The organism is Prevotella sp. tc2-28 (genome assembly GCF_900107705.1).
Classification (GTDB): domain Bacteria; phylum Bacteroidota; class Bacteroidia; order Bacteroidales; family Bacteroidaceae; genus Prevotella.
In genome coordinates this window covers 122,195-135,307 of the sequence record NZ_FNRE01000002.1, presented here as the reverse complement: position 1 = coordinate 135,307, position 13,113 = coordinate 122,195, and the positions used below count along the sequence as shown (strand labels likewise).

General features: G+C 50.0%; 10 protein-coding genes. All 10 read left to right on the top strand.

The window, feature by feature from the left end; genetic code table 11:
- Positions 1–3: 3 nt before the first annotated feature.
- The 10 genes from araA to mnmE all read left to right on the top strand — a co-directional run bounded on the left by araA (position 4) and on the right by mnmE (position 12,832).
- Positions 4–1,542 (top strand): L-arabinose isomerase, encoded by a 1,539-nt coding sequence (araA, locus tag BLU47_RS02175; RefSeq protein ID WP_091958328.1) that lies wholly within the window; start codon positions 4–6, stop codon positions 1,540–1,542.
- 3 nt (positions 1,543–1,545) lie between these two features.
- A complete protein-coding gene (locus BLU47_RS02170) occupies positions 1,546–3,135 on the top strand; it encodes a xylulokinase (RefSeq protein WP_091957812.1) in 1,590 nt (529 codons plus the stop codon).
- Positions 3,136–3,383: 248 nt separating this feature from the next.
- Positions 3,384–4,721 (top strand): NADP-specific glutamate dehydrogenase, encoded by a 1,338-nt coding sequence (locus BLU47_RS02165; protein ID WP_091957809.1) that lies wholly within the window; start codon positions 3,384–3,386, stop codon positions 4,719–4,721.
- Positions 4,722–4,860: 139 nt separating this feature from the next.
- The gene (serS, locus tag BLU47_RS02160) at positions 4,861–6,180 is read left to right on the top strand and encodes a serine--tRNA ligase (RefSeq protein WP_091957806.1); all 1,320 of its coding nucleotides are present in this window, start codon (positions 4,861–4,863) and stop codon (positions 6,178–6,180) included.
- Positions 6,181–6,303: 123 nt separating this feature from the next.
- On the top strand, positions 6,304–6,951 hold the full coding sequence (locus BLU47_RS02155) for a cytidylate kinase-like family protein (RefSeq protein WP_091958326.1): 648 nt from the start codon (positions 6,304–6,306) through the stop codon (positions 6,949–6,951).
- A gap of 117 nt (positions 6,952–7,068) precedes the next feature.
- Positions 7,069–9,435: a bifunctional dihydroorotate dehydrogenase B NAD binding subunit/NADPH-dependent glutamate synthase gene (locus tag BLU47_RS02150; RefSeq protein WP_091957803.1), complete on the top strand. Its 2,367-nt coding sequence runs from the start codon at positions 7,069–7,071 to the stop codon at positions 9,433–9,435.
- Positions 9,432–9,806, top strand: a complete 375-nt coding sequence (locus BLU47_RS02145; protein ID WP_091957801.1) for a DMT family protein — start codon at positions 9,432–9,434, stop codon at positions 9,804–9,806. The genes BLU47_RS02150 and BLU47_RS02145 overlap by 4 nt, the downstream gene beginning before the upstream one ends.
- Complete coding sequence (locus BLU47_RS02140) at positions 9,803–10,519, top strand: tRNA 2-thiocytidine biosynthesis TtcA family protein (protein WP_091957798.1); 717 nt, start codon at positions 9,803–9,805, stop codon at positions 10,517–10,519. The genes BLU47_RS02145 and BLU47_RS02140 overlap by 4 nt, the downstream gene beginning before the upstream one ends.
- Before the next feature lie 89 nt (positions 10,520–10,608).
- The gene (locus BLU47_RS02135; protein ID WP_255402055.1) at positions 10,609–11,484 is read left to right on the top strand and encodes a nucleoside phosphorylase; all 876 of its coding nucleotides are present in this window, start codon (positions 10,609–10,611) and stop codon (positions 11,482–11,484) included.
- A 1-nt stretch (position 11,485) separates the two neighbouring features.
- Positions 11,486–12,832, top strand: coding sequence for a tRNA uridine-5-carboxymethylaminomethyl(34) synthesis GTPase MnmE (mnmE, locus tag BLU47_RS02130; RefSeq protein ID WP_091957793.1), 1,347 nt, complete (start codon positions 11,486–11,488; stop codon positions 12,830–12,832).
- Positions 12,833–13,113: the final 281 nt, after the last annotated feature.

Sequence of the window (13,113 nt, the reverse complement as noted above, 5' to 3'; positions counted from 1 at the left end):
AATATGAAAGCATTTGATAATTTAGAAATATGGTGGGTGACTGGAGCACAGTTGCTGTACGGAGGCGATGCCGTTGTTTCCGTTGACGGTCACTCAAAGGAAATGGTGGAAGGCTTAAACAATTCTGGCATCATTCCCATCAAGGTGGTTTACAAAGGCACAGCCAACAGCTCGGCAGAGGTAGAGGCCGTGATGAAAGCTGCCAACAATGACGAGAAATGCGTGGGTATCATCACATGGATGCACACTTTCTCACCTGCCAAGATGTGGATTAAGGGTCTGCAAGCCCTCCAGAAACCCTTGCTGCACTTCCACACCCAGTACAATGCCGAGATTCCCTGGGACACGATGGACATGGACTTCATGAATCTGAACCAGTCGGCTCACGGCGATATCGAATTCGGACACATCTGCACCCGTATGCGCGTTCCCCGCAAGGTGGTTTGTGGCTACTGGAAGAGTGCCGAGGCTCAGCAGAAAATTGCCGTATGGGCCCGTGTTGCTGCCGGTGTTGCTGACGCTCATAACGTGCGCTGTCTGATGTTCGGTATGAACATGAATAATGTAGCCGTAACCGATGGTGACCGCGTAGAGTTCGAACAGCGTCTGGGCTACCACGTCGACTACTATCCTGTATCGTCGATGATGGAATACTGGAAGAAGGTGACCGATGCCGAGGTCGATGCATTGGTAGAGGAATACAAAAAGGAATATACCATCAAGATTGACGAGTCTGGCGAGGAAGTTTATTGGCAGAAGGTGCGCAATGCTGCACGTGCCGAAATTGCCCTCCGCCGTGTACTGAAGGATGAGGGAGCTACCGCATTCACTACGAACTTCGACGACCTGGGCGATGCTGATATCAACCAGTCCGATTTTGTTGGATTCGACCAGATTCCCGGTCTGGCATCTCAGCGCCTGATGGCTGAGGGTATCGGTTTCGGTGCCGAAGGTGACTGGAAGACTGCTTGTCTCTATCGCACCCTGTGGGTTATCCAACAGGGTATGCCTACCGGTTGCTCTTTCCTCGAGGACTACACCCTGAACTTTGCCGGCGACCGTTCTTCTTGTCTGCAGAGCCACATGCTGGAGGTTTGTCCGCTCATCGCTGTCGACAAGCCCAAGTTGGAAGTTCACTTCCTCGGCATTGGTATACGCAAGCAGCAGACCGCCCGTCTGGTGTTCACATCGAAGGTGGGACGTGGTATCAAGGCTACCGTTGTCGACCTTGGAAACCGCTTCCGTCTCATCTCTCAGGAAGTGGAGTGCATTGAGCCAAAGCCCATGCCTAACCTGCCCGTGGCTTCTGCCCTGTGGGTTCCACAGCCTACGTTCGAGGTGGGTGCCGGTGCTTGGATACTGGCTGGTGGTACACACCATAGCGCCTTCTCCTACGACATTACCGAGGAGTACTGGGAAGACTTTGCCGAGATGCTCGGAATCGAGTACGTTCGTATCAATAAGAACACGAACACCTTCGACTTCAAGCAGACGCTCCGCAATAATGAAGTATACTATATGTTGAACAAAGCGCTGAAATAAGACATGAACGCTAAGCAAACTATTGAGGCTGGTAAAGCCATCCTCGGAATCGAATTCGGTTCAACACGTATCAAGGCCGTCCTCATTGACGAGCAGAACAAGCCCATCGCACAGGGTTCTTTCGAATGGGAGAATCAGCTGGTAGATGGTCTATGGACTTATAGCATCGACATCATCTGGAAAGGATTGCAAGATTGTTATGCCGACCTGCGTCAGGATGTTAAGAAGCAATATGACTGCGAGATAGAACAACTGGCAGCCATCGGTTTCTCAGCCATGATGCACGGCTATATGGCTTTCAATGCCGACCAGCAGATACTGGTGCCTTTCCGCACTTGGCGTAACACCAACACGGGCAAGGCAGCTGCTGAACTATCTGAGCTTTTCAACTACAACATCCCTTTGCGTTGGAGTATCTCACACCTGTATGAGTGCATCCTCGAAGGCAACGAGCACGTCAAGGACATCAAGTTCCTGACCACCCTGGCTGGCTACGTTCATTGGCAGCTGACCGGTCAGTTCGTTTTGGGCGTAGGCGATGCCTCCGGTATGATTCCCGTTGACCCTGCCACCAAGAACTACGACGCAGAAATGGTTGACAAGTTCAACAAGATCCTGGCTTCGAAGGGACTTCCTTACACGCTGGAAAACATCTTGCCAAAAGTATTGGTTGCTGGCGAGAATGCCGGACAACTGACTGCCGAGGGCGCTAAATGTCTGGATCCCTCAGGTCACCTGAAGGCCGGTGTTCCAGTATGTCCTCCTGAGGGAGACGCAGGTACCGGTATGGTAGCCACCAATGCCGTCAAGCAGCGTACGGGTAACGTATCAGCAGGCACCTCCTCATTCTCGATGATTGTATTGGAGAAGCCTCTCAGCAAACCCTACGAGATGATTGACATGGTGACCACTCCTGACGGTAGTCTGGTAGCGATGGTACATTGCAACAACTGTACTTCAGACATCAATGCCTGGGTAGGACTGTTCAAGGAGTATCAGCAACTGCTGGGCATCAAGGTCGACATGAACGAGCTGTACGGCAAACTGTTCAACAAGGCGCTGGAGGGTGATACCGACTGTGGCGGACTGATTTCCTACAACTACGTCAGCGGCGAACCCGTAACCGGTCTTGCCGAGGGGCGTCCGATGTTCGTCCGTTCTGCCAGCGACAAGTTCAACCTGGCTAACTTCATGCGCGCCCACCTGTATGGTGCTATCGGTGTGCTGAAGATTGGCAATGACATCTTGTTGAAGGAAGAGAAGATCAAAGTAGATCGCATCACTGGACACGGCGGCTACTTCAAGACACCAGGTGTTGGTCAACGCATGTTGGCTGCTGCCCTCAATTCACCCATCTCTGTGATGGAGACTGCAGGTGAAGGTGGTGCATGGGGTATCGCTCTGTTGGCTGGCTATCTCATCAACAAAAACGGCAAAAGCCTCGCCGACTATCTCGAGGACGTAGTCTTCGCTGGTAATACGGGCGTTTCTGTCGCTCCAACTGCTGAGGATGTCGCCGGATTTGAGAAATACATCGAGAACTACAAGCAATGCCTACCCATCGAACAGGCAGCTGTTGACAACAAGCAGTAAAAACTGACTCGTCAAAATAAAATCCCGCATTTCCTTCGTGATTTGCGGGATTGTTTTTTTGTTATCGCACACATATTTCTTGCATAATCCTGTCATAATCTCTTGATTTATATCAATTAAATAGCAAAACGTAAGCGATTACGTGATTTTTCTTTCAAAATGTTTGGTTTTTATTCAGATTTGCTTTAATTTTGCACACAGAAAATCAAACATTTATCGTATAATAACTTTTAAAACAGAAAAAGATTATGAATGCAGCACAAGTTGTAGAGAATCTGAAGCAGAGATTTCCCAACGAGCCGGAGTACATCCAGGCCGTAAGTCAGGTACTTCCTACCATCGAGGAAGAGTACAACAAGCACCCTGAGTTTGAGAAGGCCAATCTGATTGAGCGCCTTTGCATCCCCGATCGTGTCATCGAGTTCCGTGTAACTTGGGTTGACGACCAAGGTAAGGTACAGACCAACATGGGTTATCGTATTCAGCACAACAACGCTATCGGCCCGTACAAAGGCGGTATCCGTTACCACAAGAGCGTAAACCTGGGTATCCTGAAGTTCTTGGCTTTCGAGCAGACTTTCAAGAACTCGCTGACAACACTCCCCATGGGTGGTGGTAAGGGTGGTTCCGACTTCTCTCCCCGTGGAAAGAGCGATGCCGAGGTAATGCGTTTCTGTCAGGCATTCATGAACGAGCTCTATCGTCACATCGGTCCCGACGAGGACGTTCCCGCTGGTGACATCGGTGTTGGTGGTCGTGAGGTAGGCTATCTGTTCGGACAGTACAAGAAACTGACCCATCAGTTCCAGGGCGTGCTGACCGGTAAGGGCATCCCCTTCGGTGGTTCACTCATCCGTCCTGAGGCAACTGGTTACGGTTGCGTTTACTTCCTGAATTCTATGTTGCAGACTCGCAACATCGACATAAAAGGTAAAAAGGTTCTTATTTCCGGCTCAGGTAATGTGGCTCAGTATGCTACCGAGAAGTGCATTCAGCTGGGTGCTATCCCCATGACGCTCTCTGACTCAGACGGTTACATCTACGATCCCGATGGTATCGACATGGAGAAGCTCGCCTACGTGAAGGAGCTGAAGAATGTTGAGCGCGGACGTATCAAGGAGTATGCTGAGGAATATCCCAACGCCAAGTATGTAGCTGGTGAGCGCCCCTGGCACGAGAAGGCAGACATCGCCCTGCCTTGTGCTACTCAGAACGAGATCAATGGCGAGCAGGCTCAGGCCCTGATTGACAATGGTGTTATCGCCGTAGCCGAGGGTGCTAACATGCCTTCACTCCCCGAGGCTATCAAGATCTTCCAGGATGCCAAGATTCTGTATGCTCCTGGTAAGGCCAGCAATGCCGGTGGTGTGTCAGTATCTGGTCTTGAGATGTCACAGAACTCTGAGCGTCTGTCATGGACAGCCAAGGAGGTTGATGACTATCTGAAGCGCATCATGAACGACATCCACGAGAACTGTGTGAAGTATGGTACACAGGCTGATGGTTACATCAACTACGTGAAGGGTGCCAACGTAGCCGGCTTCATGAAAGTAGCATCAGCCATGATGAGCCAGGGCATCGTGTAAGCTCAGGATATAAAAATCAACACAAACTAAACCGTAAAGTGCGATTTTCTTCGGAAAATCGCACTTTTTTCTATTTATTTTATTACCTTTGCAGTCATAATTTAAAATTTAGTAAAAAGTCAAATTGTAAATTGATCTTATGCTTACACTCAAACTCATTACAGAGGAAACCGACCGCGTGATTCGCGGCTTGGAAAAGAAACACTTTAAAGGGGCCAAGGAAGCGATTGACGAGGTGCTTGCCGTTGACAAAAAGCGCCGCGAGGCCCAGCAACAATTAGACAAAAACCTGTCCGAAGCCAAGAAGATGGCCGCTCAGATAGGTGGTCTGATGAAAGAAGGAAAGAAAGTCGAGGCAGAGGCTATCAAGGCTCAAGTCTCGCAGATGAAAGATACCAACAAGCAACTGGAAGAGACCATGAACCAGTCGCAAGAGGAGATGACTCGTCTGCTCTGTCAGATTCCTAACATCCCCTACGATGAGGTTCCCGAGGGTGCTGCCGCCGAGGACAACCACGTGGTTAAGTCGAACTTGAAGGAGTGCGACGGCAACGATACCGTTGGCAACTGGAGCGTCAACCCACAGCTGGGACTGGCCAACCCCCTGCCCCACTGGGAACTCGCCAAGAAATACAACCTCATCGACTTCGACCTGGGTGTCAAGATTACAGGTGCCGGATTCCCCGTATACATCGGCAAAGGCGCCCGTCTGCAACGTGCACTCATCAACTTCTTCCTCGACGAGGCACGCAAAAGCGGATATACCGAAATCATGCCTCCCACAGTAGTAAATGCTGCCTCTGGCTACGGTACCGGTCAGTTGCCCGACAAGGAAGGTCAGATGTATCATTGCGAGGTTGACGACTTCTACCTCATCCCTACCGCTGAGGTTCCCGTGACCAATATCTACCGCGACGTCATTCTGGACGAGGCTCAGTTGCCTATCAAGAACTGTGCATATACCGAGTGCTTCCGTCGCGAGGCTGGTTCCTACGGTAAGGATGTCCGCGGACTGAATCGTCTGCATGAGTTCTCGAAGATTGAAATTGTTCGTATCGATACTCCCGAACACTCAAAAGAGAGTCACAAAGAGATGCTGGAGCATGTTGAGGGACTGCTGAAGAAACTCGAACTGCCCTACCGTATCTTATTGCTCTGCGGTGGCGACCAGTCGTTCACCTCATCTATCTGCTACGACTTCGAGGTATACTCCGAGGCTCAGGGCCGCTGGCTTGAGGTTTCGTCAGTATCTAACTTCGACACCTATCAGGCTAACCGCTTGAAGTGCCGCTACCGCAACGCAGCAACCAAGAAGACCGAGCTCTGCCACACGCTGAACGGCTCTGCTCTGGCCTTGCCCCGTATCGTTGCCGCTATTCTGGAGAACAACCAGACAGAAAACGGCATCAAGATACCTCGTGCGTTGGTTCCGTATACCGGTTTCGAAATGATAGACTAAGGTGTAATTTGTTAGAGATATTTAATTTCAACTGATTTTCTTTGCAATTTAATATACTTTTTGTATTTTTGCATGCAGAAACCAGCGAAACGTAAAATATTATATATCCTAAAGAATAACAATATGGACAAAAATCAGAAGTATGTCATCACAATCAACCGCGAGTTGGGTAGTGGTGGACGCACAGTGGGCAAAAAACTGGCTGAAAAGCTGAATGTGGCCTACTATGACAAGTTGTTGATCAATGAACTGAAACAAAAGTTCCAGTTGAATACCGAGCAGATCGAGAAGCTGAAAAGCGGCAAGAGCGACTGGTGGCGCGAATTCATCAACGCAGCTATGTATATGGGCCAGGGAATGAACGAGTTGTGGTATTACCAGCGCATGACTGGAGAAGACGACGGCACACTGGTAACCAGCAGCGACATGTTCAAAGTAGAGAAGGAGATTCTCGAGAATGCTGCTAATGAGGACTCTTGCGTTATCGCCGGACGTTCTGGATTCAGCATCTTCGCCAATCACCCCAACCACTTGAGCATCTTCATCCAGGCTCCCCTGGAGCACCGTATCCAGCGCATCATGGGCAAGCAGAACCTGACCCACGAGCAGGCTGAGAAGATCATTAAGAAGGTGGACGACCAGCGTGAGGCATACGTCAAGAAATATGCCGGAACTTCTCGTTACGACACGCGTAACTACGACTTGGTCTTCAACATGGAAGGCAAGACCGAGGATGAAGTGGTAGATTTAATTCTCCAGTTTATCGGATAGTCCATCTCCCTTTATAAACAAAACAATATCAAAAAGCAAAAGATACGTACAATTCTTTTGCTTTTTGACTTTTTATTCGTAACTTTGCAGGCAAAATGTAATCTAAACAAAGAAATTATGAATAAAATCGTAAGGAAAGAGCAATTTTCTGAGAAGGTTTTCTTATTTGAGATTGAAGCTCCACTGATTGCCAAAAGCCGTAAGGCAGGCAATTTCGTTATCGTACGCGTAGACCAAAAAGGTGAGCGTATGCCGCTTACCATTGCAGGTGCCGACATCAACAAGGGTACCATCACTCTCGTGGTTCAGATGGTCGGACTGTCATCCAAGAAACTATGCGCACTCAACGTAGGCGAATGTGTTGCCGACGTAGTGGGCCCATTGGGAAATCCTACCCACATCGAGAAGTACGGTACCGTGGTATGTGCCGGTGGCGGACTGGGTGTCGCACCTATGTTGCCTATCATCCAGGCCCTGAAAGCAGCAGGCAACCGCGTGCTCTCCGTTATGGCTGGTCGCAGCAAGGACCTCATCATTCTTGAAGATAAGGTTCGCGAATCCTCTGACGAGGTCATCATCATGACCGACGACGGCTCGTATGGCGAGAAAGGTGTGGTAACTGTTGGTATCGAGAAGTTCATCGAACAGGAGCCACATGTTGACAAAGTCTTCGCCATAGGCCCTCCCATCATGATGAAGTTCTCTAACCTGACAGCCCAGAAGCACGGCATTCCCTGTGAGGTATCGCTGAACACCATCATGGTCGACGGAACGGGCATGTGTGGTGCTTGCCGACTGACCATCGGTGGCAAGACAAAGTTCGTCTGCATCGACGGTCCTGAGTTTGACGGTGCCTTGGTCGACTGGGACGAGATGTTCAAGCGCATGGGAACCTTCAAGCGTGCCGAACAGGAAGAGCTCGAACACTACGAAGAGCACCTCATGGGAAGTGATGAGGGCAAGGCGAATGGTGAAAAATCGGCTACCGCCACTGACGTGGTGATGGATGCTGACCCCACAAACGACACCATCGAAGTGCTCACCGACCGCAATGCCGCTTGGCGTGAAGAGCTCCGCAAGAGCATGAAACCCAAGGAGCGTACGGCTATTGAGCGTGTGGTAATGCCAGAACTGGATCCCGTCTATCGTGCAACCACACGAACTGAGGAGGTGAACATCGGACTGACCAAGGAGATGGCTATGACCGAGGCTAAGCGTTGTCTCGACTGTGCCAAGCCGACTTGCGTAGAGGGATGTCCTGTCAATATCAATATCCCGTCGTTCGTCAAGAACATCGAGCGAGGCCAGTTCCTGGCTGCTGCCAAAGTCTTGAAGAACACCTCTGCCCTGCCCGCTGTCTGCGGACGTGTTTGTCCTCAGGAAAAACAGTGCGAGAGCCGTTGTATCCATCTGAAGATGAACGAACCCGCTGTTGCCATCGGTTATCTGGAGCGCTTTGCTGCCGACTATGAACGCGAGTCGGGCAACATCTCGCTACCTGAGATTGCTCCTGCCAACGGCATCAAGATTGCTGTCGTCGGTTCCGGTCCTGCCGGACTTTCCTTCGCCGGTGATATGGTCAAGAAAGGCTACGACGTCTATGTCTTCGAGGCACTTCATGAGATTGGCGGTGTGTTGAAATATGGTATTCCTGAGTTCCGTCTGCCCAACAAGATTGTCGACGTGGAAATTCAGAACCTCGCCAAGATGGGTGTTCATTTCCAGGCTGACGTGATTGTGGGCAAGACCATCAGCGTAGAGCAGTTGGAGGCTCAGGGCTTCAAGGGTATCTTCGTCGGTTCGGGTGCCGGCCTGCCTAACTTCATGGGCATCCCTGGTGAAAATGCCATCAATATCATGTCGTCGAACGAATATCTCACGCGCGTCAACCTAATGGATGCCGCCAACCCCACCACCGATACACCTATCAACCTGGGTAAGAACGTGCTCGTCGTAGGCGGTGGCAATACTGCTATGGACTCGTGCCGTACGGCTAAGCGTCTGGGTGGAAACGTCACATTGGTTTACCGTCGTTCAGAGCAGGAGATGCCTGCCCGTCTGGAGGAGGTGAAGCACGCCAAGGAGGAAGGTATCAACTTCCTGACCTTGCACAATCCTATCGAATATCTTGCCGACGAGAATGGTGCTGTAAAGGCTGCCGTATTACAGGTTATGGAACTCGGTGAACCTGATGCATCAGGTCGTCGCAGTCCTGTTCCCGTCGAGGGCAAGACCGTGACACTCGATGTCGATCAGGTTATCGTAGCCGTCGGCGTGTCACCTAACCCATTGGTTCCCAAGTCTATCGAAGGACTCGAACTGGGTCGCAAGAACACCATCGTCGTCAACGAGGGTATGCAGTCGGCTCGCTCTGAGATCTTCGCCGGTGGTGACATCGTTCGTGGTGGTGCTACCGTTATCCTCGCCATGGGTGACGGTCGGCGTGCTGCTCAAAACATGGATGAATATCTCCAGAAGAAATGAACGGACTCTATACCATCATATTGCTCATACTAAGCAACGTGTTTATGACACTTGCCTGGTATGGGCATTTGAAATTACAAGAGACAGGAACTTCCAGCAACTGGCCACTCATCGGCGTCATTGTCTTCTCATGGATGATTGCCTTCTTTGAGTATTGTTGTCAGGTTCCCGCCAACCGACTGGGCTTTGTGGAGAACGGAGGTCCTTTTAGCCTCATTCAGCTCAAGGTCATCCAGGAATGTATCTCGCTGGGCGTCTTCTGCGTGATTGCCAATATCTTGTTCCAAGGTACCCACCTGCACTGGAATCATATCTTGGCATTCGTCCTCATCATCTGTGCCGTATATCTGGTGTTTATGGATAAGTCATGACACTCGACGAACGACTTTGGAAGACATTCAATAAAGCACTGGGACTATTCCAGCTCATCGACGAGGACGACCGCATCCTCGTCGGTTTGTCTGGTGGCAAGGACTCACTGTGTCTCCTCGAGTTCCTCGCCCGTCGCTCCCTGATCCGTGTCCCCCACTTCACCGTCGAAGCCGCCCACATCCGCATGGAGAACGTACACTACGAGACCGACACCACCTACCTGCAGTCCTTCTGCGACCGTCTCGGCGTTCCCCTTCATGTCATCACCACCCGCTTTGACGACAACAAAGAAGGGAAATCAAAGCCTGCCTGTTTCCTCTGCTCCTGGCAACGACGCAAGCAACTTTTCAATCTCGCTCAGGAACTGGGTTGTACCAAGATAGCTCTCGGCCACCATCAAGACGACATCATCCATACCGCATTGATGAACCTCACCTTCCAAGGACATTTCTCCACCATGCCCGTCAAGTTACGCATGCGCAAGATGCCCCTCACCATCATCCGTCCGCTATGCCTGTGCCACGAAGACGACATCCGGACCTATGCCGAACAACAACACTATGAGAAACAACTGGCGCTCTGCCCCCACGAACGCGTCACCAACCGTACCACCGCACAGCAACTGTTTACACACATGCAACAGCTAAATCCCGAGGCTCGTTACAACATCTGGAGCGCACTGGAAGCCGAAGGCAAACTCATAGAGTATTAAATATCATTAATTGTGGCTTGCAACAGAAGCAACATCCGTGTTTTTTTCTTATCTTTGCGTTATCAATGATATTTAAAATAGACGATACTATGGCTAAGAAACATTTCCCAGAATCCGAATTGATTATCAATAGCGACGGCTCATGCTTCCACCTTCATCTGAAACCCGAACAGCTGGCTGACAAGATTATCCTCGTGGGCGACCCTGCCCGTGTTGATACCGTGGCAGCTCATTTCGACACCAAGGAATGCGAGGTCGCCAGTCGCGAGTTCCATACCATTACCGGCACGTATAAAGGAAAACGCATCACCTGTCAGAGCCATGGTATCGGTTGCGACAATATCGATATCGTTGTCAACGAACTCGACACCCTGGCAAATATCGACTACCAGACACGCGAGGAACGCGACGAGCATCGTACGCTGACCATGGTGCGTATCGGCACCTGTGGCGGACTCCAACCCTTCACACCTACCGGATGCTTCGTAGCCTCTGTCAAGAGCATCGGCTTTGACGGACTCCTTAACTACTATGCCGGACGTAATGTGGTATGCGACATTCCCATGGAGCGCGCCTTCACACAACACATGCAGTGGGATCCCATCAAGGGTGCTCCCTATGTAGCTGTTGCCAATGAGGAACTCATCGACCAAATAGCCCAAGACGATATGGTGCGTGGCTATACCGTTGCCTGCGGAGGCTTCTATGGTCCTCAGGGTCGTCAGCTCCGTGCCGACATTGCCGACCCCGACCAGAACAAGAAGATAGAGTCGTTCGAATATGAAGGCATGAAAATCTGTAACTTCGAGATGGAGTCCAGTGCCCTTGCCGGTCTCGCCTCTCTTCTTGGTCATCGCGCCATGACTTGCTGCATGGTCATCGCTAACCGCTACGCCCAGAAGATGAACACCGAGTATAAGAACTCCATCGATACCCTCATCCAAAAAGTGCTCGAACGCATCTGACATGATAGATACAATTTGCGCACTTGCTACTGCTCCTGGTGGCGCCCTCGGCATCATCAGAGTCTCTGGTCCTGAGGCCCTCGAAACGGTCAATCGAATAGCTGATAAAGACGTTAACAAATTTTCACCAAATTCTGCACACTTCGTCCACCTCGTGTCCGAAAATGGAAATTTTGTGGACGAGTGCATGATAACCATATTCAAGGCACCACACAGCTATACTGGCGAAGATAGCGTGGAGATCTCTTGCCATGGATCACGCTATATATTAAATAAGGTGTTAGAACTGCTCATTGCCAACGGATGTCGTATGGCAAACCCGGGTGAATATACCATGCGAGCCTACCTCAATGGCAAACTCGACCTCTCTCAGGCCGAAGCCGTTGCCGACCTGATAGCCTCCACAAACAAAGCCACCCACCAGATGGCTATGTCACAATTGCGTGGCGGCATCTCATCCGAACTCTCACGGCTTCGCGAACAACTCCTGAGGCTCACCTCACTCCTCGAACTTGAACTCGACTTCTCCGACCATGAAGATTTGGAATTTGCCGACCGTACCGAACTACTCGAATTAGCTAAAACGATTGATAAAAACATTACAAAACTATCCCATTCATTTGAGATAGGACAAGCCATCAAGCAAGGTATTCCCGTTGCCATTATCGGCAAGACCAACGTAGGAAAATCCACCCTGCTCAACCGATTGCTTCATGAGGAACGCGCCATCGTCTCCGACGTACATGGTACCACTCGCGACACCATCGAAGACACCATCGACCTGCAAGGTGTCACCTTCCGTTTTATCGATACCGCAGGCATCCGTCAGACCACCAACCAAGTCGAAAAAATAGGTATCGAACGAACCTACTCAGCCATAGAGAAGGCACGTATCATCCTCTGGGTTGTTGACCAAGAGCCAACCGTAAAAGAATTTAAAGATATCACAGAACATACTGAAAATAAGAAACTTATCATCGTCAAAAACAAAATAGACAAAGACGATTTTGCATTCTTTACAACCGTTAATTTTCCTTTAATCTCTATTTCCGCCAAACAAGGCACCAATATCTCCCAACTCGAGCAAGCCATCTATCAGGCAGCAGACATCCCCACCCTCTCCGACACCGATGTTATTGTCAGCAATGCCCGCCATTACGATGCCCTTGTCCGTGCCCGTTCCTCCGTCCTGCGTGTCCTCGACGGGCTCGAGAAGCAACTCAGTGGCGACCTTCTAAGCGAAGACCTCCGTCAAACCCTCGACATCCTATCCGAGATTACCGGAGGCCAAATCACCCCAAACGAAGTATTAGGAAATATCTTTAAACATTTTTGCGTGGGAAAGTGATTTTTTGCAAAGAAAAGCATACTATATGCAAATATGGCTTGTAAATCGCATGATTTCAAGCATTTAAAATTTCGTCTATTTTTGCAGATTTTTGATTTTTAACTTCGATATTTGCAGATTATCACCCATTTTGTCCCCCATCTGTCCCCCGAAGTAACACTTTTTCTTCGAGGGACAAAAAATTTCATCATAGTTGATTCGCACTATTTTATGAACCATAAAAAACTTCTTAACGTTGCTTTAAGAGTTGGCAAGGGAAGTATGGGAATGCAAGGAATTAC

Excerpts from the sequence above, each read along its gene's own strand:
- BLU47_RS02170 (WP_091957812.1), top strand. The coding sequence starts at position 1,546 with ATGAACGCTAAGCAAACTATTGAGGCTGGTAAAGCCATCCTCGGAATC.
- BLU47_RS02155 (WP_091958326.1), top strand. The coding sequence starts at position 6,304 with ATGGACAAAAATCAGAAGTATGTCATCACAATCAACCGCGAGTTGGGT.
- BLU47_RS02150 (WP_091957803.1), top strand. The coding sequence starts at position 7,069 with ATGAATAAAATCGTAAGGAAAGAGCAATTTTCTGAGAAGGTTTTCTTA.
- BLU47_RS02145 (WP_091957801.1), top strand. The coding sequence starts at position 9,432 with ATGAACGGACTCTATACCATCATATTGCTCATACTAAGCAACGTGTTT.
- BLU47_RS02165 (WP_091957809.1), top strand. The coding sequence starts at position 3,384 with ATGAATGCAGCACAAGTTGTAGAGAATCTGAAGCAGAGATTTCCCAAC.
- araA (WP_091958328.1), top strand. The coding sequence starts at position 4 with ATGAAAGCATTTGATAATTTAGAAATATGGTGGGTGACTGGAGCACAG.
- mnmE (WP_091957793.1), top strand. The coding sequence starts at position 11,486 with ATGATAGATACAATTTGCGCACTTGCTACTGCTCCTGGTGGCGCCCTC.
- BLU47_RS02140 (WP_091957798.1), top strand. The coding sequence starts at position 9,803 with ATGACACTCGACGAACGACTTTGGAAGACATTCAATAAAGCACTGGGA.
- serS (WP_091957806.1), top strand. The coding sequence starts at position 4,861 with ATGCTTACACTCAAACTCATTACAGAGGAAACCGACCGCGTGATTCGC.
- BLU47_RS02135 (WP_255402055.1), top strand. The coding sequence starts at position 10,609 with ATGGCTAAGAAACATTTCCCAGAATCCGAATTGATTATCAATAGCGAC.